Source organism: Clostridium saudiense (assembly GCF_000577815.1).
GTDB classification, from domain to species: Bacteria; Bacillota; Clostridia; order Clostridiales; family Clostridiaceae; genus Clostridium; species Clostridium saudiense.
The window spans coordinates 1-23052 of sequence record NZ_CBYM010000043.1 but is presented as its reverse complement, the minus strand read 5'-3'; the positions used below and the strand labels follow the sequence as shown (position 1 = coordinate 23052).

The 23052-nt window shown below is 27.9% G+C and carries 25 protein-coding genes and 2 tRNA genes; 4 read left to right on the top strand and 23 right to left on the bottom strand.

All coding sequences use genetic code 11. The features are described 5' to 3' along the window. Positions 1–208: 208 nt before the first annotated feature. The 17 genes from TY07_RS15115 to TY07_RS15035 form a co-directional block, all read right to left on the bottom strand. Positions 209–1477, bottom strand: a complete 1269-nt coding sequence (locus TY07_RS15115) for a PDZ domain-containing protein (protein ID WP_042401971.1) — start codon at positions 1475–1477, stop codon at positions 209–211. A 15-nt stretch (positions 1478–1492) separates the two neighbouring features. Next, positions 1493–2758, bottom strand: a complete 1266-nt coding sequence (locus tag TY07_RS15110; protein WP_042401969.1) for a S41 family peptidase — start codon at positions 2756–2758, stop codon at positions 1493–1495. A 151-nt stretch (positions 2759–2909) separates the two neighbouring features. After that, complete coding sequence (gene ftsX / locus TY07_RS15105; RefSeq protein WP_042401967.1) at positions 2910–3800, bottom strand: permease-like cell division protein FtsX; 891 nt, start codon at positions 3798–3800, stop codon at positions 2910–2912. Beyond that, positions 3790–4476 (bottom strand): cell division ATP-binding protein FtsE, encoded by a 687-nt coding sequence (ftsE, locus tag TY07_RS15100; RefSeq protein WP_042401965.1) that lies wholly within the window; start codon positions 4474–4476, stop codon positions 3790–3792. Before ftsE ends, ftsX begins: the two co-directional genes overlap by 11 nt. A 191-nt stretch (positions 4477–4667) precedes the next feature. Then, a complete protein-coding gene (locus TY07_RS15095; RefSeq protein ID WP_042401963.1) occupies positions 4668–5507 on the bottom strand; it encodes a YitT family protein in 840 nt (279 codons plus the stop codon). Between the two features lie 19 nt (positions 5508–5526). Continuing rightward, on the bottom strand, positions 5527–6378 hold the full coding sequence (locus TY07_RS15090; RefSeq protein ID WP_042401961.1) for a YitT family protein: 852 nt from the start codon (positions 6376–6378) through the stop codon (positions 5527–5529). A 279-nt stretch (positions 6379–6657) separates the two neighbouring features. Beyond that, positions 6658–7602 carry a transketolase family protein gene (locus TY07_RS15085; protein WP_042401959.1) on the bottom strand — a complete coding sequence of 315 codons (945 nt, stop codon included), beginning with the start codon at positions 7600–7602 and terminating at the stop codon, positions 6658–6660. Continuing rightward, the gene (locus tag TY07_RS15080) at positions 7602–8426 is read right to left on the bottom strand and encodes a transketolase (protein WP_042401956.1); all 825 of its coding nucleotides are present in this window, start codon (positions 8424–8426) and stop codon (positions 7602–7604) included. Before TY07_RS15080 ends, TY07_RS15085 begins: the two co-directional genes overlap by 1 nt. Positions 8427–8685: 259 nt before the next feature. Next, positions 8686–9039 (bottom strand): type II toxin-antitoxin system PemK/MazF family toxin, encoded by a 354-nt coding sequence (locus TY07_RS15075; RefSeq protein WP_042401953.1) that lies wholly within the window; start codon positions 9037–9039, stop codon positions 8686–8688. A gap of 8 nt (positions 9040–9047) precedes the next feature. Then, entirely contained in the window at positions 9048–9308 is a 261-nt protein-coding gene (locus TY07_RS15070; protein WP_042401949.1) for a hypothetical protein, read from the bottom strand. A 342-nt stretch (positions 9309–9650) separates the two neighbouring features. Next, positions 9651–10262, bottom strand: a complete 612-nt coding sequence (locus TY07_RS15065; RefSeq protein WP_052330754.1) for a germination lipoprotein GerS-related protein — start codon at positions 10260–10262, stop codon at positions 9651–9653. A gap of 97 nt (positions 10263–10359) precedes the next feature. Then, a complete protein-coding gene (gene acpS / locus TY07_RS15060; protein WP_042401945.1) occupies positions 10360–10740 on the bottom strand; it encodes a holo-ACP synthase in 381 nt (126 codons plus the stop codon). A 50-nt stretch (positions 10741–10790) separates the two neighbouring features. Beyond that, a complete protein-coding gene (locus tag TY07_RS15055) occupies positions 10791–11096 on the bottom strand; it encodes a DUF6514 family protein (RefSeq protein ID WP_042401944.1) in 306 nt (101 codons plus the stop codon). Between the two features lie 455 nt (positions 11097–11551). Then, on the bottom strand, positions 11552–11911 hold the full coding sequence (locus TY07_RS15050; RefSeq protein ID WP_042401942.1) for a single-stranded DNA-binding protein: 360 nt from the start codon (positions 11909–11911) through the stop codon (positions 11552–11554). 89 nt (positions 11912–12000) lie between these two features. Next, positions 12001–12855 carry a YihY/virulence factor BrkB family protein gene (locus TY07_RS15045; RefSeq protein ID WP_042401940.1) on the bottom strand — a complete coding sequence of 285 codons (855 nt, stop codon included), beginning with the start codon at positions 12853–12855 and terminating at the stop codon, positions 12001–12003. Positions 12856–12932: 77 nt separating this feature from the next. Next, a complete protein-coding gene (locus TY07_RS15040; RefSeq protein ID WP_042401938.1) occupies positions 12933–15233 on the bottom strand; it encodes an ATP-dependent DNA helicase in 2301 nt (766 codons plus the stop codon). A 171-nt stretch (positions 15234–15404) separates the two neighbouring features. Continuing rightward, on the bottom strand, positions 15405–15992 hold the full coding sequence (locus tag TY07_RS15035; protein ID WP_042401935.1) for a DUF1836 domain-containing protein: 588 nt from the start codon (positions 15990–15992) through the stop codon (positions 15405–15407). A 445-nt stretch (positions 15993–16437) separates the two neighbouring features. Between TY07_RS15035 and TY07_RS15030 the strand changes: the two genes are divergently transcribed. After that, positions 16438–16683, top strand: coding sequence for an AbrB/MazE/SpoVT family DNA-binding domain-containing protein (locus tag TY07_RS15030; RefSeq protein ID WP_042401932.1), 246 nt, complete (start codon positions 16438–16440; stop codon positions 16681–16683). A gap of 73 nt (positions 16684–16756) precedes the next feature. On the opposite strand, the gene rsmI is transcribed toward TY07_RS15030, so the two are convergent. From rsmI to TY07_RS15010, 4 genes are all read right to left on the bottom strand, one after another. Further along, positions 16757–17602: a 16S rRNA (cytidine(1402)-2'-O)-methyltransferase gene (rsmI, locus tag TY07_RS15025; RefSeq protein ID WP_042401975.1), complete on the bottom strand. Its 846-nt coding sequence runs from the start codon at positions 17600–17602 to the stop codon at positions 16757–16759. A gap of 5 nt (positions 17603–17607) precedes the next feature. Then, the gene (locus tag TY07_RS15020; protein WP_042401929.1) at positions 17608–18348 is read right to left on the bottom strand and encodes a tRNA1(Val) (adenine(37)-N6)-methyltransferase; all 741 of its coding nucleotides are present in this window, start codon (positions 18346–18348) and stop codon (positions 17608–17610) included. Positions 18349–18610: 262 nt separating this feature from the next. Continuing rightward, positions 18611–19834, bottom strand: coding sequence for a C40 family peptidase (locus TY07_RS15015; protein ID WP_042401926.1), 1224 nt, complete (start codon positions 19832–19834; stop codon positions 18611–18613). A gap of 221 nt (positions 19835–20055) precedes the next feature. After that, a complete protein-coding gene (locus tag TY07_RS15010) occupies positions 20056–20358 on the bottom strand; it encodes a hypothetical protein (RefSeq protein WP_042401923.1) in 303 nt (100 codons plus the stop codon). Between the two features lie 143 nt (positions 20359–20501). On the opposite strand from TY07_RS15010, the gene TY07_RS15005 reads away from it, so the two are divergent. Together TY07_RS15005 and TY07_RS15000 are read left to right on the top strand one after the other, a co-directional pair. Then, positions 20502–20577, top strand: a tRNA-Pro gene (locus tag TY07_RS15005). Between the two features lie 60 nt (positions 20578–20637). After that, on the top strand, positions 20638–21279 hold the full coding sequence (locus TY07_RS15000) for an HAD family hydrolase (protein WP_074431767.1): 642 nt from the start codon (positions 20638–20640) through the stop codon (positions 21277–21279). Positions 21280–21393: 114 nt separating this feature from the next. On the opposite strand, the gene TY07_RS14995 is transcribed toward TY07_RS15000, so the two are convergent. Then, positions 21394–22140, bottom strand: coding sequence for a peptidylprolyl isomerase (locus TY07_RS14995; protein WP_042401920.1), 747 nt, complete (start codon positions 22138–22140; stop codon positions 21394–21396). A 139-nt stretch (positions 22141–22279) separates the two neighbouring features. On the opposite strand from TY07_RS14995, the gene TY07_RS14990 reads away from it, so the two are divergent. Then, entirely contained in the window at positions 22280–22741 is a 462-nt protein-coding gene (locus tag TY07_RS14990; RefSeq protein ID WP_042401918.1) for a peroxiredoxin, read from the top strand. Between the two features lie 232 nt (positions 22742–22973). On the opposite strand, the gene TY07_RS14985 is transcribed toward TY07_RS14990, so the two are convergent. Further along, positions 22974–23049: transfer RNA gene (locus TY07_RS14985), tRNA-Phe, on the bottom strand. Between the last annotated feature and the right edge of the window lie 3 nt (positions 23050–23052).

The window sequence follows — 23052 nt, the reverse complement described above, 5'->3', positions numbered from 1 at the left end:
GATATTTTTCATTTTTCTCTATACCTGCCACTAAACTATCTATAGCTGCAGGCTGATCTCCAGTTGGTTTAAACTTAGAATGTATCTTAAATTTTCCCATGTATATCAACTCCAAATTTTTCTTATTCACATAAATACATTTTACTTTTTATCTTCACCATTTTCAAAACTTTTATAACAAAAAGTAGAGGTTAGTATAAACTTGCCTCTACTTTTTGTTTTTAAGTTCATCAATTATATTCTTTAAATCATCAGGTTTTATTTCAAATATATCTTCCTTTTTAACCATTTTTGGTACTAAAAGGAGACCTAATCTTTTGTTTCTAGGTTGTACAATATATTCTAACACTTGTCCTGAATTATTTTTTATTTTAATTGGTATATTAAATATTGTATCTTTAGCAGCTTTAAATATATCTACTTCTGATTGTATATTTTGTCCATTAATTTCAATAATTTTATCCCCACGCTTAATGCCAACTTCATATGCCGGTGAATTTGGGGTAACTTCAAGAACCATTATTCCTTCATCATCGCTTACGTATAGACATTCACCCTTTTTCTCTACATTAGTTTCATACCTCATAATTAATTCATAAGCCAAAGGCAGATAAATAATGGCAAATATCTCTCCTAATATATTAATTCCTGCAAGTTGCGCTATTAACATAATAGAAACACCGTAAACTAAAATTGCTCCACCACATCTTAATGCTTTTACCTTTTTCTCCTGAGTAAAGGTAACATTTCCATAACCCATCATTCCATACAACGGAATAGCTGCTATCATTGTAGTTGCTAATATCGCTAATGTTTCACTTCTATTAACTATAGGCCACCATGATGATACATTTAAATAAACTGAATCAGTTGTTGATGCACTATTTGAAAAAATCATCAATATAGCTATTGGAACTGGCCAATATCTGCTAAATGAAAATCCACCAACTATTTTATCATCTTTCTTTGTAAATACAGGAATTGCTCCTCTATTCCCATCAATTATTATTAAAATTCCCTCAAGTACATACATTACTCCAATGAAAGTAGTTAATGATAATATGTTGATATTCATAAACAACTTCATTCCTGAAATATTGCTAATTATCTTTAAGCAAATTCCTATTATTCCTAAAATTGCTCCTGAATATGCATATGATATATATTTCTTTTTATAAAATAAAGATAATATTGATATCATAAATATAAATTCTATACCTGAATTTTCACTAAATGTAACTCCAAGTACGGATAATATAACAGTTCCAATTGCACCTGCCAATATTCCTAATACAATCTGAGATAATGTTAGTTCAAGAGGGGTATTAATCCCCTCTCCTAATGTCATCTTTTGTATAGACACAATTCTAACATTTTTGAAATAAAATATTATCCCAAATATTAAAATCATAAGTAAATGCATTGGCTCAATAATTGCTATTGCTATAGACTGTAAACTATGAATTATTAAATCCATCTTGAGCCTCCTAAATTAATTCTTTTCTTTTATTACCTCTAAGGCTTTTTGAAATTGTGGATCAATGCTTCTATCATAATCTTGGTCTAATATATCTTGTGGAATTTCCACAGTAATGTCTGGTTCAATACCAGTACCATGTATATTTTCCCCATTTGGAGTATAATACTTTGAAGTTGTAACCTTAAGTCCTCCCATTTCATTTGGTAAAACTTTAAGTTGTTGAACTATTCCTTTACCAAATGTAGTTGTTCCTATTGTTGTAGCAGCTTCATGATCTCTTAATGCTCCTGTAACAACCTCTGATGCACTTGCACTACCTCCATCAACAAGGACAACTAATGGTATTCCTATAGCATCTCCACCTATTGAATTTGAGATTACTTTTTTATTATATTTATCAATTGTATAAGTTACTACTTCTCCTTCTGGAATAAAATTAGAAGCAATTTCAACACATTCATTTAAGTATCCACCTGGGTTTCCTCTTAAATCTAATATTAGTTTTTTCATTCCTTGGTCTTTTAATTCATTTAATTTTTCACTAAACTTATCACTTACTTCTTCATCACTAAAAGTGCTTATTTGAATATATCCTATTCCATCTTCAAGGATTTCACCTTTTACTGATTCAGTTTTAATTTCGGCTCTTACAATTGTTACTTCAAAAGGCTCTTCAACCCCTTCTCTACTAATAGTTAAAGTAACTGGAGCCCCTTCTTCACCTCTAACTCTTGATACAACAGCTTCTGTATTTAAATCTGTAACTTCATAATCATCAACTTTTAATATTATATCTCCAGCTTTTAGTCCAGCTTCTTCTGCAGGTGAACCTTCAACTGGCGCTATTATTGTAACATTGTTATCTCTAACACCTAACTGAGCTCCTATTCCATAAAAACTACCTTGGCTAGATTCCATAAATGCATTAAACTCTTCATTATCCATATAAACTGTATATGGATCTCCAACTGCTTCTGCCATTCCCTTCATTGCACCTTCAAGTAGCTTTTCATCATCTAACTCTCCATCATACATTGAAAACAGCATGCTTCTTAAAGTAAATAAATTTGAATACTTTCCTGAATCCTCAATTGCCTCTAAATCAGCAACTGCCTTTTCTGGAACTGATCCAATTACAATACCTTTAGTTGCCAACATATTACCTAAGTAAAATACCCCTAAATACGATCCTACAAGAAGTGCTACGACTATTAAACCTTTTATAATTTTATATTTCTTTTTCTTTGGTTTAATTTCCTCTTCATTTAAATTCTCCATAAATATTCGTTCCTTTCTATATTTAATATATTATATTTACTTATTTTTACCCTTTATTTGCTTAAAACTACAACCCATAATAAATTAATGAGTTGTAGTTTCCAAATAATTTCTATATATATATTTTTGCCTAATAAATAAATTCTATATACTATACAATTAAGAATTTTCTTAATGCAAATATACTTCCTATAGCTCCAACTACTACTCCTCCACCAACGAAGCAAGCTAATAATGTAGTTAAAACAAATTGTGGTTGTACTAGATTTACTATAAACATAGATGATACTATCCATCTAAATATGCCATTATATGCAAAGTATAATAATATACTTGATAATAATGAACCAATTGCACCAATTACTATACCTTCAATAACAAATGGCCATCTAATAAACCAGTCTGTTGCTCCAACAAACTTCATAATTCCAACTTCTCTTCTTCTTGAGTATACAGTAAGCTTTATTGTATTCATGATTAAGAATACAGATACACCTACGAATACTACAAATAGACCAATACCTACAATTTGAACTACATCAACAAATTTGCTTATTGTATCAATAACATCTTGTTGATTTCCTATTCCTTCAACACCAGTCATATTTTCAACACTCTTTATTACATCTTCTGCAGCAGCTGGGTCTTTTAAATTAACTATAAATGAGCTTGGTAATGGGTTATTATTTAAATCATAACCTTCTAATAATCCTTCATTACTTCCTAAATTCTCTTTTAAATTTAAAAATGCTTCATCTTTTGATTCATATGTAACTTCACTAACTTGTTCTTGTTCCATTAATTTTAATTCTATTTCTTTTTGATCAACTAATTTTATGTCATCCTTAAGATATACTTGGATTTGAATTTTAGATGCTACATCTTCTATACTTTTATTAAAGTTTAATGCTAATAAAGTAAACGTACCAAAAACGAAAAATGTTATTAACACTGTAATCATTGCAGCAATACTGATTGTCCTATTTCTTTTTATGCTTTTAAATGCATCAACTATAAAATAGTTTAACGTACTAATTTTCATTTTCGTACATCCCCTTCCTATCATCTCTTACTATAGTTCCCTTATCAATAGCTATAACTCTCTTTTGCATATTATCAACTATGTCTTTTGCGTGAGTAGCCATTAATATTGTTGTTCCTGCTCTATTTATATCTTCTAATAAATCCATGATTTCTTTTGCTGTTTCAGGGTCAAGGTTACCTGTAGGTTCATCAGCTATTAATACTGATGGATTATTAACTATAGCTCTTGCTAATGATACTCTTTGTTGTTCTCCTCCAGATAATTCATTAGGAAACATCTTATACTTATGAGATAAGCCAACTAAAGATAATACCATAGGCACTCTTCTTCTAATTTCTCTTTGTGATGCTTCAACAACTCTCATTGCAAAAGCAACATTTTCATATACATTTAAAGTTGGTATAAGTCTAAAATCTTGGAATACCATCCCTATCTTTCTTCTGTAATATGGAACTTGTTTTCTAGTTACTTTAGATAGTTCTTTATCTGCAACTATAATTTCTCCCATTGTTGGATCTACTTCTTTTAATAACATTTTTATGAATGTAGATTTACCTGCGCCAGAAGGTCCAACTAAAAAAACGAAATCTCCTGAATTAATTTTTATATTTACATTCGATAAAGCTTTTACATTGTTGTCATATACCTTTGACACGTCCTTAAATTCAATCATAAATACACCTCTTTATATCATTAACTTCTATCTCTTGACAAACTATAAAGCCATTATAACATACAAACGCCTATAATACCAACATTTAAGGTGCATTTACCTTATATTACTATGTTTAAACCCAACTTAGTATTATATTATTAAAGTTGTTTTTTAAGGTATATCTTCAATAAATAGACTTAAATTTTATATTATTCGTAAGCTTTAAAACCTTCTCCTAAAACTTCTGTAGAATCATTTACTGTTAAGAAAGCAGCTGGATCTATTTCTTTTACATGTTTTTTTAATGCAATAAACTGATTTGAATTTAAAACTGTATATATTATCTTTACATCGCTTCCAGTATATCCACCATTTCCATTAAGTACAGTACATCCTCTATCAATATTTTTAATTATGTGATTAACTATTTCTTTTTCCTTTGATGTTATTATAAATACTTGCTTACAAGTATTAAATCCATCTATAAATTTATCAATTATTAGACCTATTAAAATAACACTAAAGAATCCAAATAATCCTTTATCAACCCCAAACACACTAATTGCTAATAAACAAACAAACGAATCTGTAAGTAAAACTGATATTCCTATACCAATTGGTGTAAACTTACTTATTATAGCTGCTATAATGCTAGTTCCTCCAGTAGAAGCTCCTTGATGAAACACTATTGCAGCTCCCATTCCTAAAAGAATTGAACCAAACACACTTGCTAAAAACATATTTTCAGTTAAAATGCCTGGTTTTAATATTTTTTCAATTATCCACATAAATACAGATAACATTACAGTAGCATAAATACTTTTTGCTCCAAATGATTTCCCTAGGACAATAAATGCTAATATAAATAATAGTATATTAAGCACAAGAACAACAATACTAGTATCTAATCCTGAAACCTTATTTACAACTAGACCTATACCAGATACTCCTCCTGCAGCTATATCACATGGAAAGAAAAAATATTCTAGTGCTATAGCCGTTAATGCTACTCCAATTGTTGTTAATAAATACTCTTTAATCTTTTGCATACATATCTCCCATCCTTATTTAATTTTCATCTATTCCCATAAATCCTTCACCCATAACCTCATGAACTTCTCCAACTGTGATAAAAGCATTTTTATCAATTTCCCTAATTTTGTTTTTTAGCTTTATGAATTCACTTCTATCTAATACAGTATATAATAGTGCAGTATCCTTCCCAGTAAATCCTCCAACACCTTTTATAAAAGTACATCCTCTTTCCAAATCATTCAATATGAATTTACTTATATCCTTATTTTTATCACTTATTATGGTAATTTCACTTTTAGTCTTAAATCCAGCTATTATATTATCTATGACAACTCCATTAATTATTACTGATAATAATCCATATAACCCCATATTTATTCCAAAAGTTATTGCCCCTAATAAAGTTACTAAAAAATCAACCATTAATAATGATTTTCCTATTTCTATATGGAAAAATTTATTTAATATTTTTGCTATTATATCTGTTCCGCCAGTTGAAGCATTGGCATTAAACACTATTGCCATTCCCCCTGCAGATATTAATGTACCAAATATAGTTGCTAACATCAAATCATTAGTAATATTTATTGGTATAAAAGTTTGCATTAGCCACATTGATACTGATAATAAAACACTAGAATATATAGTTTTAGCACCAAATTTAGCTCCTAAAACTATTAATGCAATAACAAATAAAACTGCATCCATCATTAAAACTAATGGTCCGATAGATATAAAAGGAATATAATGATTTATTACAATGGCTAATCCTGTTATACCTCCTGCTGCTATATTATTAGGCTCAAAAAAATAAACAACTGAAATTGCAACTAGAAGTATACCAATTGTAATCAGAGCAAATTCTTTAATATTTTTCTTTTTCATCTAATTACCCCCTTACCAAAATAAAATTACTTGTATTATTTTCCCTCATTATATATATTTTATCCTATGCAATTTAACACACTTCTCCATTATATACTTTATTTAACCATAAAAAAACTGCGATTTTTTAATCGCAGTTTTAGTGGTAAATAGCTGTTTGTGGTTTATCTTATAGCTAAATGCTGTAAATAACAACATCATGCTCCTAGATAATAAATCCTAAACTTCGAATGTAGTTAAAACTCCATCTGAAATTAAGAATTAAGTATATATTTAAATCTATTTTTTTAGAGTAATTGCTTCTTTAACTTTATTAACTATATCTTGAGCTGTTAAATTGTATGCCTTTAATAATTCATCTGGCTTACCACTTTCTCCAAATACGTCATTAACTCCAACCTTTAAAACTGGCACTGGATACTTTTCAGTAACAGCTTCTGCCACTGCAGAACCTAATCCACCAATTACACTGTGCTCTTCTGCAGTTACAATTGCTCCAGTTTCTTTAGCAGCTTCAATTATTAATTCGCTATCTAAAGGTTTGATTGTATGTATATTTATAACCTTAGCATTGATTCCCTCATTTGCTAAAATGTCTTTTGCTTCAATTGCTGCATCAACCATAATTCCTGTTGCAATTATAGTAACATCTTTTCCTTCTGATAAAACAACACCTTTTCCTAATTTGAATTCATAAGTGTTCTCATCATTTATAACATTAACTGCAGCTCTTCCTAATCTTACATAACAAGGACCATCATAATTTGCTATAGCTTTAATTGCTGCCATAGTTTCAACTGCATCTGCAGGTGATATAACTACCATGTTTGGTATACTTCTCATTAATGATAAGTCTTCAACTGTTTGGTGAGATGCACCATCTTCTCCAACTGTTAATCCAGCATGTGTTGCACAAACTTTGACATTTAATTTAGGATAACAAATTGAGTTTCTTATTTGTTCAAATGCTCTTCCTGCTGCAAACATTGCAAAAGTACTTACAAATGGAACTTTTCCACAAGTAGCTAATCCTGCAGCAACTCCCATCATATTTCCTTCAGCAATACCCATATTAAAGAATCTTTCTGGACAAACTGCTTTAAAGTCAGCTGTCTTAGTAGATTTAGATAAATCAGCATCTAATACTACTACATTTTCATTTTCTTTTGCTAATTCTGCTAATGCTTTTCCATATGCTTCTCTTGTAGCGATTTTCTTACTCATTATCTGTCTCCTCCAATCTCAGCTAAAGCTTTCTCACATTGTTCCTTGCTAGGTGCAGTACCATGCCATGCTGCTTCATTTTCCATGAATGACACGCCCTTACCTTTTACAGTTTTACAAATAACTACTGTAGGCATCCCCTTATAATTTTTTGCTTTTTCTATTGCATCTATTATTTCATCATAATTATGTCCATCAATAACTAAAACATTCCACCCGAAAGCTTCAAATTTCTTATCTATTGGTGATGGATTCATAACATCTTCTACATTTCCATCTATTTGTAGTCCATTAAAATCTACAAAAGCAGTTAAGTTATCTAATTTATAGTGAGCAGCTGCCATAGAAGCTTCCCAAACTTGACCTTCTTCTAATTCACCATCACCTAAAATAGTGTATACTCTATAATCTTTATTATCTATCTTTCCAGCTAAAGCCATTCCAACTGCTGCTGAAATTCCTTGCCCTAAAGAACCAGTTGACATATCAATTCCTGGTAAACATTTCATACTTGGATGACCTTGTAATCTTGAACCAAACTTTCTTAAAGTACTTAGTTCTTCTACTGGGAAAAATCCTCTTCTTGCTAAAGCACTATATAAAACTGGTGCTGCATGTCCTTTTGATAATACAAATCTATCTCTATCAGGATTCTTTGGGTTATTTGGATCTATGTTCATTTCTTTAAAGAAAAGAGTTGTAACTATATCTGTAGCAGATAATGATCCTCCTGGATGTCCTGATGCTGATTCTGTTAACATTGAAACTATATCTTTTCTAATTAATTTAGATACTGATTTTAATTCTTCTACATTATTAACCATTTATAAGCCTCCATTATAACAATTTATATTAATATTCTTTATTATACTCTATAATTATGTAAATTACCCAAATTTATTTTATCATAAGGTTAATTATTTGTATACACTATTTTTATAAAAGTATACAATATTCATTTCAATAGTGTACATTATATATCTTGTTTATTGATTCATATAATTTTTAATGTAAATAAATATATAAAAAAACTGTATCAAAATTCATTAATAGAATTTTGATACAGAATCTCTAATAAATTATTTAAGCTAGACTTATACTAATAAGTAATGATTTATCTACTTTTTTCATATCAGTTTCAGTCATATGACCTATTTTTTCTTTTAGTCTTTTTTTATCTAAGGTTCTTATTTGCTCTAAAAGAACAACAGAATCTCTATTTAGTCCGTATTCTTCTGAAGAAATTTCAACATGTGTTGGAAGTTTAGCCTTGTTAATTTGAGAAGTTATAGCTGCTACGATAACAGTAGGACTATATTTATTCCCTATATCATTTTGTATTATAATAACTGGTCTAATTCCACCTTGCTCAGAGCCTATAACCGGACTTAAATCTGCATAAAAAATATCCCCTCTTTTTACAACCATAGTAGTCATTAAAAATATCACACTCCGCAAAGCCATTTCTCATATTCATTTATATCATCATATTGGTATTTAAGTGACTTTTGTGATGAATTACTGTATCCTGTTATCTCTAAATTAATTTTCGACATTTCTTTATATCCCTTTTTCATTAATTCAAAGAACTCACATGATTCGTTCTCCTCACTATATACTATTAAATTATCTTTAATAAATTTACTACTTTTTTCAAATTCATTTTCAAATTTGCGGTTTATTGTATTATCTATTTTTTCTGACATGAATTCCCTCCTAAGAGTTCTATTTTCTATGTATAAGAAAATTATATTTCAAATAATGTCAATTTGTAAATAGAAATGTCACTATATATCGCAAATTTCGTAATTTTTTACAATTTTTCTTATTTATAAAGTAATGTTGTAATTATTTTTTACTAATCCCTATGTACTTAATTTGTCACTATAAATACATCTTGATTTCATTAAATACTGTAATTGGCTAAATTTATAAATTTGATTTTCTACAATATTTCATCTTTTGCTTTTTAGTGTTATCTTCTTTCTAAGTTTTTTGTTATGTGTAGCGTGAATATATTACAATTCACCGCTACACAGTGCTTGTCCTTAGTCAAATTTCTCTTTATCAAACCCTTTAACTTCTTTAAAATCATCATATATTATTCTTAAAGAGTCATTCCCATTTTTATCATATACTATAATACCTATTGGTGTTTTAGTTTTCTTATTAATAAAAATTCTTGCAGTATTAAAATGTTCATTTTCTAAAAATAATTCTGTATCAACCTGAATATATATTTTATCCCCCCACTCTTCTTGTCCTTCTTTTATTGAATCACTTTTAAGTGGATATGATAATATTTTATTCATAAATGCTAATGAGTGAAGTATATCCATCCCTTCATCTATTACATACTCATTACTATCTGAACTATCTTTTACATGAATACCATCTTCTTTATATACTTTTACTTTTTCATCTTCAAATTCTATTCTTACACCATCCTCGCTAGAATAATATTGAATAGTATCTTCTCTTTCTTCCCCTTTTGTGTTCTTAATTATGTACTCAACTTTCGTTTCATAACACTTAATATTTTTCAATTCTCTGATTATATCTTCATTGTTTGGTAAAAACTTAGCCCTAAAGATAATAACAAGAACGATAGATATAAAAGGTATTATTAATAATAATGAAATGATTATTTTCTTTTTCATAACTCCCCCCATAATCACTATTTCATTATTACTAATATTAAGTAAATGTATATTTTATTCATAATTTATTATTAAGTTAAATAAATATATTTTTTAATTATGTAGATTGACGATCTTCCAAAACTACAAAAGCAATTGCCATAGTTTTATTATGAGAAATAGAAACATTAAATAAATAGTCTTTAGATTTTATAACCTCTTCTATTTTACTAGATACCCTTACTATTGGTTTTCCTAACTCATCTCTAAATACTTCAATATCCCTAAAGCTAAATCCACGAATTCCTGTTCCTACTGCCTTACTAACAGCTTCTTTTACTGCGAAATTCCCAGCAACACTTTCTACTCTAAGTGTATTTTTTGATAGCTCTTCAACTTCCCTTTTTGTAAATACCTTTTCTAGAAATCCAGGCGTATTATCAATGGCATTTTTTATTCTGTCAATTTCAATTATATCTGTCCCAACTCCTAATATCATAAAACACCTCTTTAGTTTAAATATATTCTTCTAATTTATTTTATGTAAATTTAAAACCCAAAGTCATTTACACATAAGTCAGCATACTCACCTACTATATCAACTAAGTGAATTGGTGAAACTAAATTATTAAATAATAACATTAAAATATCTTCTGCTTTTCTTTGATTACTTGCCACTATATCAACTATATCTCTTTCTAAATTTATTACTTCTCCTTCTTCAAAATCTTGTCTTTCTATCTCAATTCCAAAAGCTTGTCTATTTCTAATGCTGTTTTCAACGATTCTATAAATATATCTGCTTTCTTTGTCATCAAAATTAACTATTTTACTTAAAGACTTCTTTATTCTCATGATATACCTCTCCTCAACATATTATTTAATAATTAAACAATAACACACATTGCGTTAAAATTATGTCAAACTGTGGTATTACCCTCAATAAAAATTCCCTTACTATTCAACATAAATGTAATTTATTACACTTTTTTTAGTAACTATTCTTACATTCTATACATCCTCAAGTAATACTTTTGAGTTAATTTTTGTCGAAAGATATTAAAAATAGAAGTTTTTTATAAAAACTTTATATTATTTAAACTGCAAACCAATAATTTACAATCAAAATCTTATTCTATCTACAAATAAAAAGTAATAACCTTATTCTAAAATAAGATTCAAATGGCAAGTTTCAAGTTAAGGAATAAATTCAACTTATGCTAAATTTAAAATATAATTTAAAAACTCCCTAAGGAGTTTCATCCTTAACTTGACGCTTGCCACTCTATATCCTTCTAATTTTCAAAGTCTTAGTCTTCACCACTAACTTCATTGTTTTCTTTTACTTCTCTTCTGTTTCCTACAAATTTAAAATCTTCGGCAACAACTTCAGCTATATATTTCTTATTTCCTTGTTTATCCTCATAACTACCTGTCTTTAGCCTTCCACTTAAACTTATATAACTTCCTTTAGTCATATATTTACAAACTACCTCAGCTTTTCTTCCCCATATAGTTACTGGAATTAAATCTGCTTTTCTAGTTCCATCTGCTGATTTGAAATTTCTATCTACAGCAATTATAAATCTAGTAAAAACCTTTTCGCCATTTTCTATAGTTTTAAGTTCAGGGTCTCTTATAAGCTTTCCTAATAACACTATTTTATTCATTTTATTACACCTCCTGAATATTTCACCTTTGAGTATAACCACTTAAAGATTTTATATTCAAATAAATGTAATTTTTAGTATCTAATAACCTATTTTATTTTTAAATTTCCTCTTCTTATTCCAATAACAGAATTTATTTCTCCACCAGTTATAAATATTATGGATGTTATATACAACCAAGTAATTAATATAATTACTGCTCCTAACCCACCATAAATCTTTGAGTAGTTACTAAAATTATTTATATAAAATGAAAAACCTAAGGAAACTATAAGCCATCCAATTGTGCATATAGCTGCACCCGGAAATACCTCCTTCCATTTTAGCCTTTTCGATGGTGTATATCTGTATATTCCTGCAAATATACAAATCATAATAAATATTACCATTCCATATCTTATGAAGTTCCATATTTGTGATACTATTTCAGGAAAAGGTAAATATGTCGTTAATAAATTCCCTATTAAGCGTCCAAAGACAAGCATTACCAATGTCAACATAATTACAAATGCTAAAGCAAATGTACAAATTATAGCAATTATTGCTCTCCTAATAAATGATCTTGTTTCCTTTATTCCATATGCTTTATTTACACCTTTAATAACAGCTCTGAACGCTGACGATGCAGCCCATACTACTAATAATAAAGAAGCTCCTAATAATCCAGTATTTTGTTTTTCAATTACCTCTATAATTATATTATAAATAAGTTCAAATGCACTAGTCGGCAATATAGCTCTCAATCCTCCTAGTACCTCCATAGAATCCAAGTTGCTAAATCCTATTAATGTTAATAAAAAAATTAAAAAAGGAAAAAACGATAATATCATATAATATGCTAGCTGTGCGCCTAACGCAAAAATATCATCATCTCTAATTTTGACTATAAAATAAATAATAAAGCCAAAAAAATTTTTGACTTTACTGCCCTCCTTATTTGACATAGCACCACCATATTCCCTTTCTATTTACTCTTTTATAATATGTATATACTCTTTTATATACATAATGACTATGTTGTTTATTTTAATTTATAATCTTCTATAATCCAATCTGATGGCAAAATAAATCTATATTTAGGATTATTATACCGATTATCTATTAATAAAACTCTTCCTTTATCTGTCTCAGTTCTAATTACCCTTCCTACTGATTGAAGTACCTTATTTATACCAGGATAAGTATATGAATAATCAAATCCATTAGTGTCAAAATACTCTTGTATTATATTATTTTCTATAGAAACCTTTGGAAAACCTACTCCTACTATAATAGCTCCAATTAACTTATCTCCAGGTAAATCTACCCCTTCAGAAAACATTCCCCCAACAACAGTAAAGCCAACAACCTTATTCTCTAAAGAAAACTGAGCCAAATACTCTTCTTTTTGTGCTTCTGACAGACTTTCTTCTTGAACTATTGTACCATCTTTACCATATATATCAACATATCTTTTGTATACTTTTGCCAAATAATCAAACGATGGCAAAAACACCATATAATTTCCTTGCACTTCATTTATAAACTGATTGATAATTTTACATAATATATCTATGTTTCTCTCTCTATTAACATATCTCATATCTAAGCTATATAAATAAGTTAATAAATTCTCTCTATTAAACGGAGAATCAAATTTTACTCTAAAACTATTTTCATCTCCACCTATTAAGTCTACATAATATTTTATTGGAGATAATGTGGCTGAAAAAATAACACTTGAATATGCACTTTTTAATGTTTGTTTTAAATTTAAAGATGGATTTATACAAAATATCTTTATTATAAACTCATTCTTTTCTTGTTTTAATATAGTAGTATATTCCTTATTATATAATTCACTAACTGCTATAAAACTCCTAGCACTATAATAAAAATCCAATACATCATCATATCCTAAAGTTCCTTTGCTTTTAATTAAATAACTTTCAGCTTCATTAATAAATGTTCGTAATAACTTAATTAAATCTTTATACACCACATTATGATATAAAAAATCTTTATTTACCTCTTCTAACTCTCTTCTTATTAATATCATTTCCTTATTTATAGCATTAGATATTTTATATAAATTGGGCACTTTTCCCTTTATAACTTTGTTTACAGTCATAACTTTACTTTTTTCTAGTTGACAACTATACATATCTCTTGCTCTATTTACAAGATTATGTGCTTCGTCTATCAATAATATATTTTCTTCATTACGCTCCTCAAATATTCTTTTAAGTTTTACTCTTGGATCAAATGCATAATTGTAATCACATATTATTCCATCACACCAATCACTTAAATCTAGAGATAATTCAAATGGACAAACCTTATACCTTTTTGCATACTCAATAATATCTTTTCCAAAAAATTTATTATTCTCTTTTATTAATGATATTATTACATCATTAATTTTTGTAAAATAATCTTTAGCATATATACAATCATCCGGATTGCATTTGACTTCATCATTTAAACATATTTTTTCTTTAGCTGTAATTGTTACTACCTTAAATTCAAGGCCTTCTTTATATAGTTTTAAATATGCTTCCTCGGCTACAGTTCTTGTAATTGTCTTAGCTGTTAAATATATTATTTTTTGTCCTCTACCCTCTCCAATACTCTTTAAAGATGGAAAAATAGTAGATATAGTCTTTCCTATACCTGTAGGTGCCTGTGCAAATAAAATTCCTTGCTGTTTTATACTATTAAAACAATTTACAGCTAATTCCCTTTGTCCTTTTCTATATGATTCAAAAGGAAATTTTAAATCTTTAATACTTTTGTATTTAATCTTATTAAATTTTTCTTTAACAGTAATTACTTCTAAATACTTATTAACTAGAAAATAAACAAATTCTTTTAATTCTCCAAAATTATATGTCTTATCAAAAGATCTAACTTCACTTGTATTTATATTAAAGTAGCTTAATCTAATATCTATTGTCTGTAAATTATTATCTAAACAGTAAATATACCCATAAAACTTTCCTTGAGCCCAATGAAGCATATTATAATCTGAATCAATACAACTTAAATCTTTATATGTTGATTTTATCTCTTCAATAATAACCTTTTTATTTTCTTTTATAATACCATCCGCTCTACCATCTACTAATAAGTTTATATCATTAATTATAAACTTATGCTTTAAGGCTACTTCTTTTTCATAATCTTCATATATTGTTTCATTATCCTTTTGAAGTATACTATGTGCTATCGTTCCTTCTACAGCTCTTCCCCTAGACACAAACCTATCATCTAAACTACCATTTTTTAATACATATTCAATAATACCTCTTACAGATTCCTTAAAAAGTAATTTATCACTCATAATTTTTCCTTCCTTATTTTATAAATTTATTATAACAAAAAAGCTACCAATTAAATCGGTAGCTTTAATAATAAATAACTTTTAAGTCAAATGTGTATTTTATTCTCTTTCAATTTAACTTCAAAATTTAAGTGAAGTTAAATTAAATAAATCTAAGATTTAGAATCTCATTTATGAATGGTATCCATTTACAATTTTTTGAACTAACTTCTTAATAGCACTTGCTTGTGCTATTAAAGATAAAACAACAACAAAAGTTCTTATACTATTTTCATCTTTTTCATCAAGATTTAAATCTTTTATAATAGAATCTAATTTATCATCGTTTATAGCAGTAGCATCTAGATATTTTTGAAAACTTTCACCTTGTGTTTCAAAAAATAGCTTATAAGCTGTTTCCCAATCAATAATATCATCAGATCTATCATTAATTTCATTAAATGCTAAGCTAAAAACCTTTTTGATTTCTTCTGTTGTAAGAATAGGCCTCATATAACTTAATAATACAAGTTGTACTAAGTGAATCTTAGTATACCCTCTTTTTTTACCGTCTTCTGGTTTACTAATTACCTCACTTTTTATATAATTTTGTACTATATTATTAGTGTATTTATCTTCTACAAACTTATCATTTAAAAAATCTATAACCTGAGATAAAAAAAGGTCATATTTAGGTAAGTCATCATAAGGAATCATTGATGTATTAGCTATTTCTTCTGCAACTTCTTTTATATAGTTATTATCAATCTTATTAACCATATCATTTCACCTCATCTTTCTCTATTTTTCAGTAATTATATTATATAGTTATTATAAACTTATTACAAGTTAATATCGTCTATCTTATATGTTATTTTTTTATGACATATCTTTAATTTTCGTCATATATTAGAAAAATATACCTTTTAACGTTAATTTACTTTTTTTTCTTATTTTATCATCTTATATTTAATAATTTTAAATTAATAAACCCTTTTTCTACAAAATATGTGTACAAGCAGTATATTAAATCATTTATTTTGTCATTTATTTTATAAAATATTATTGACTTTTCAAAAATATGGTAGTATAGTTTATTTATGAATTAATTTAAAGAGAAATTTGTAATTAAAACTTTTTTTAAAGTTTTTTATTGACTTTTAATTACATATCTGCTAATATTAATCTGCTAAATGTCGAAACTTGTTTAAGGAGGAATTTTTTTATGAAATCAACTGGAGTTGTAAGAAGAGTAGATGAGCTAGGAAGAATAGTTATCCCAATAGAATTAAGAAGAACTTTAGATATAGCTGAAAAAGATGCTTTAGAAATATATGTAGATGGTGAACAAATCATATTAAAGAAATATGAACCAGCTTGTATCTTCTGTGGTGATGCTAGAGATGTTATAAACTACAAAGGTAAAAACATCTGCAAAAACTGCATGGAAGAATTAAAACTTGGAAAGTAATTTCAAAATTTAATTTACATATTTAAAACGATAATTAGGTGGAGTACCTTAAGGCACTCCACCTTTATTATGTTTATATATCTATAGCAATTTTGTACACTTCTTTTTTAGGAAGTTCCCTTTCCTTAGCTACAAGCTTTATTGCTTCTTTTTTATCAATTCCACTATTTATTAAATTAATTAAATGTTGTTCTACTGTTATTCCACTAAGTTCTTGCTCCTTTTCAGCCCTAATTTCACTTTCACTTTTACCAGCAATAACTAAAACAAACTCTCCTCTTGGTCTATTTTCTAAAAACCAATTATATGCTTCTTTAATAGTTCCTCTATATATATCTTCATGTAATTTCGTTAATTCCCTACATACTGCTATATTTCTATTACCCAATGCCTCTTCTAAATAAGCCAATGATTCTATTAGTCTATGTGGTGATTCATAGAAAATTAAAGTTTCTTTCTTATCTTTTATTTCTTCTTTTAGTATTTTTCTTTCTTTTGTTTCCCTTGGTATAAATCCTCTAAATATAAATTTAGTCGTATCTAAACCAGAATATACTAACGCAGTAGTAATTGCTGTTGCTCCTGGCAATACTTCAAATGCAATATTATTTTCTATACATTTTCTAACTACAACACTTCCAGGATCTGATATTCCTGGTGTACCTGCATCAGTTACTATTGCAATATTTTTTCCTAATTCTAATTTTGATACTATTTCATCACTTTTTCCTTGCTCATTATGTTGATGGTAGCTAAATAGAGGTTTTTTTATATTAAAATGATTCAATAACTTTAAAGTTTGCCTTGTATCCTCAGCTGCAATTTCATCAACATTTTCTAATACCTCTAAAGCTCTTAGAGTTATATCTTTTAAATTCCCTATTGGTGTTGGTACTAAATATACCTTTCCATATTCCATTTGCATTACATCCTTCCATAAATACGATTTATCTCTTCACTGTAATTTCCATTATCATCATATACATATAAAGTTTCTTCCCACTTTAAGAATGCCCCACCATCTCTTTGACCTTCAACTAAAACTATATTAGGTGCTTTTTTTGTATTAGGCTGAACCAATCTAACTCTTTTAGGTTCTATCTTATACTTTCTCATTAATCCAAAAATATCTGCTAACCTTTCTGGTCTATGTACTATAAACATTCTTCCATTATCCTTAAGAAGCCTTCTTGCTGATACAATTACATCTTCTAAGTTACACATTATTTCATGCCTAGCAATAGCTAATTTATCATTTGGATTTAAAATCCCTGCATTATTTAATTTATATGGTGGATTTACTGTTACAACATCAAATCTTCCTAATGAATCTAATAAAGCTTTATCCTTTAAATCCCCTTGAACAAATTTAACTATATCACTAGTATCATTAAGTTTAGAGCTTCTATTAGCCATTTCAACCATATCATCTTGTATTTCTAAGCCTATAACTTCTTGAGGCTTATACTTTCCATATACTAAAAATGATACTATACCAGTACCAGTACATAAATCTATTACTCTATGCTTCTTTTTTACATTTGCGAAATGAGATAATAATACAGCATCTACCCCAAATCTGAATCCTTGTTCTTTTTGTATTAATTGTAGTCCATTTAATTGTAAATCATCAATACTTTCATCTTTGCCTATATTAACTTCCATAACACACCTCTATTAAATTGCCTTGCAATTTAGTTAATAGTTTATATTTAATAGTTAAGGATTAATTTCAGCTGAGCTGAAGTTAGAAAAATATATACTTTAAGAAACTCACATAGGAGTTTCACCATTAACCACTAACTCTTAACTAATAACTAACTAAGTTGTTTCGCAATATTTTTCAATTGTAAACTAAGTACTTTTATTATACATATTATATACAAAAAAGACTAGGATTAATAAAATCCTAGTCTGTAAACTCAAATTATACTACTCTTCTCGCTGTATAGAATTTATATACGCTTGAAACTTTAACTACATCCCCAGTACTTGGTGCATGTATCATTTGTCCTCCACCTATATATATACCAACATGTCCAGTATGAGGGAATACTAAATCTCCTGGTTGAAGGTCGCTATAAGCTACAGGTGTACCTACATTTATTTGATCATATGTTGTTCTTGGTAAACTTACTCCTGCAGCATTTTTAAATACATATTGAGTAAATCCTGAACAGTCAAATCCACTTGGAGATGTCCCACCCCATACATATGGTGTTCCAAGGAATTTATATGCATAATCTACTATTGCATTACCAGTTGCAGATACTGTTGAGTCACCTCTATTTGGTTTACTTGCAGCATTTGCAGCATCTATTGCAGCTTGAAGCTCTGCAACTTTAGCCTTTGCAGCTTCGATTTTTTCATTAACTTCTTCTTTTACTATGTTACTCTTAAGCTGATTATCTCTTATACTTCTTAATTGAGAAATTGCACTGTTTAATTGATCAATTGAACTTGATGAATTCTCAATAACAGCATATTGTGGTGTAACTAATTGTCTCTCTGAAACCGCTAAGAATTCTCTTTCAAACTCAGCTTGTTCAGCTTTAGCTTGTTCAACTAAAGTTTCTTGTTCAGCCTTTTTAGCTTCAAATTCACTTAATGATTTTTGAGTTTCTTCATTTATCTTTACAAGTTCTTCATTTTTCGCATCTAAGCTCTCAATTTTTTGATTAAGAGAATCTTGTTTTTCTTCAAGTTCTTTAACTATCTTTTTGTCTATGTTTACTAATCTGCTAGTTGATTCAATCTTAGATATTAAATCATTAAAACTGTCAGCACTGAATAATAACATTATGTAGCTACTTTGTCCACCTGATTTGTATAACTCTCTAATTCTCTTTCCTAGCACTTCTTCTGTGTTAGCTATATCCTCTTTTGCAGTTTCTATTTCTTTTTCAGTATTTTCTACTTCAACTTTTATTTGCTCTATTTGAGTATTATTCTCGTCAATAGTTGCAACTAAAGGTTCTATTTCTGCATTTAAACTATATATTTTATTATTAATATCCTCTATCTTTTTCGTAAATTCATCATATTTGTTCTGGTTTTCTATTACTTCTTGATTTGGTGTAGCAAAGGCAGGCATTGCTGAAGTAATAACTAAAGTAGCAGCTAATAATGCTGATAAAATTTTCTTCTTCATATTTATCTGTAGGTCTTTAGACCCTCCCCCTCTCCTTTGGTTTCTTTACCATTATATCACTTATGGAAACTTTGGACAATGGTAAATTTTAAAAATGCCTATTTCACTGGCATGTAAATGTATACCTAGAATTATTTTTTTCCAATTCAATACCCTTTTAAATCATACTTTTTATAAACATACCTTATATTTATATAGATTTTCATATATATTATTACTAATTATTTTCTTATTTTCTTATTTAATATATATTGAAATGTAGATAATATAGCTATACATACTACAAATATCATTACAATAGTCTTACTAATATCCCCTACTACAAACGTTGCAATAGAGCATATTACTCCAATTACTCCAATTAAAATATTCGTATAACCACTTAATTTCATAGATTTAGCTTCTTTATATAATTCTGAATCCTTAGGGTCTATATTTTTTATATACTTATTATTTAATAAGAATGTACCTAATAAAATGAATCCTAAGCTTCCTAAAATCATTACTATAATTGTAAAATTCATATTTACACCACCTTCTTAATATTTACTAATATAAAATTATATCATAATATTATTTTTTAACATAATGCTAAAATAATTATCAAATATTTTAAATAAAAGTATTGACATAATTATTAATTATTCATATAATATTAAATGTGCTGCGGGGTGTGGCGCAGATGGGAGCGCGCGTGGTTTGGGACCATGAGGTCGCAGGTTCGATCCCTGTCACCCCGACCAAAGAGATAGGTTTAAGTCTATCTCTTTTTTTTATAAATAAATATATTAGGAGATGATTACTTGAATAATATAAAAGCTGCTATATTTGATTTGGATGGAACTCTTGTTGACTCTATGTGGGTATGGCAACAAATAGATATAGAATATTTATCTAAAAAGGGACATGCTGTTCCTAATAATTTAAATGATGAAATCACGCATTTAAGTTTTACTCAAACAGCTGAGTATTTTAAAAAAAGATTTTCTCTTGAAGATTCTATAGAAGACATAATGAATGATTGGAATACAATGGCATATAATCACTATAAAAATAATGTAAAGCTAAAACCTGGAGCTCTTCAATATTTATTAAACCTAAAAAATAAGGGAATAAAAATTGGACTAGCCACTAGTAATTCTATGAATCTTTTAACTGTTACATTAAAAAGTAATAATGCATTTGAATTATTTGATTCTATTACAATTACTGATGAAGTCAAAAAAAGCAAAAGTAACCCTGATATATATTTACTTGCTGCTAAAAAACTTAATGTTGATCCTAGCGAATGTATGGTATTTGAAGATATCATAGCTGCTGCTCGTGGTGCTAAATTAGCTGGCATGAAAGTTACTGGAGTATTTGATGAACATTCTAAGCACCAAACTGATATATTAAAAGAAGAATGTGATAATTACATATATAATTATGAAGATTTAATTTAAATTAAAATGACCACACATTAGTATTCATTTATCTAATTAATAGATAAAACACTAAAGTGTGGTCTTAATTTATGTTAACTATTTAAAACTTTCTTATTTATTTAAAAGAAATAATTAAGATCTTTTAACTTCATATTTAGCTTCAAGTTCTTTCATTACATCAACATATTTCTTTTCTTGGCTTTGTTGAATTAATTGTTGAACAATCTTATCTTTTACTTCATCAAATTCAGAAGTTTTTGGCTCATTTTTAGCATCTACTTTAATTAAGTGATATCCAAATTGAGTTTTAACTGGTTCACTTACTTTTTCTAAATCTAATGCAAAAGCAGCTTCTTCAAATTCAGGAACCATCATACCTCTACCAAATACTCCAAGACTTCCACCTTGTGCATTAGATGGGCATGTAGAATATTCTTTAGCAGCATCTTCAAAAGATAATCCTTCATTTTCTATACGATTCTTAATTTCATTACATAATTCTTCATTGTCAACTAATATATGCTTAGCAGATACTGTAGCTGGTTGTTCGAATTGTGCTTTATTTTCTTCATAATACTTCTTAGCATCTTCATCAGTTATTGTCACATCTGATAATACTTTGTTTATTGTCATTTGAGTAAGTAAGTCTTTTTCTACTTGAGCTAAACTAGCCTTATATTCTTCAGTTTCATCTAATTTCATTTCTTTTCCTAATTTATTCATTAATTCGAAAGAAATCATTTGTTCTAATAATTGTTTTTTCCCCATTTCAGAATTGAACATTGCTCTTTGTTCTTCAGGATATCTCATTATTATTGAATTTAAATCTTTTTCTGTGATTTCAGTACCAGAAATTACAGCTAACACTTTGTTTTCCATATCTATTTCTCCTTTTTTCTAATTGATACTTACAATTATAACAGATTTTTACCAATGTATATAGTTACATTTATTTATTGATTATATTTTTTTACTATTATATAATAATAATTATTATATAATTATTAGGAGGTTAAGTATGGTAGAAATTAATTCTGTAGTTCCTGATTTTACATTAATGGGTTCTGATAATCAAGAACATAAATTAAGCCAATATAGAGGCAAGAAGGTAGTTCTTTATTTCTATCCAAGAGATAATACACCTGGCTGCTCAACTGAAGCATGTGACTTTAGAGATAACAATAATACATTTATTGATAAAAATGCAATTATTATAGGTATAAGCAGAGATTCTTTAAAATCACACGCTAAATTCATTGAAAAATTTAATTTACCTTTCATCCTTTTAAGTGATGAAACAGAAGAAGTATGTAATCTATTTAATGTTATTAAAGAAAAAAATATGTATGGAAAAAAAGTTATGGGTATTGAAAGAAGTACTTTTATCATTAATGAAGAAGGTATCCTTGTTAAAGAATACAGAAAAGTTAAAGTAAAAGAACACGTATCTACAATCCTAGAAGATCTGGAATCACTATAAAAAATATTAATAAACAATATTTTAGTTAATAGTTAAAAGTTAATAGTTAGTAGTTAATGAAGAAATTCAAGTTAGCTGAATTAAAAAAATATATTATTTAGAAATTCTGTAGAGTTTCTAAATAAACTACTAACTCAAAACTATTAATTCCTAACTAATTAAATTGTTTCTAAATTTAATATTATTAATTTATACAAAAATAAAAGCACTAACATAAGTTAGTGCTTTTTCCTGGTGGCTCGACCAGGAATCGAACCAGGGACACGAGGATTTTCAGTCCTCTGCTCTACCGACTGAGCTATCGAGCCACA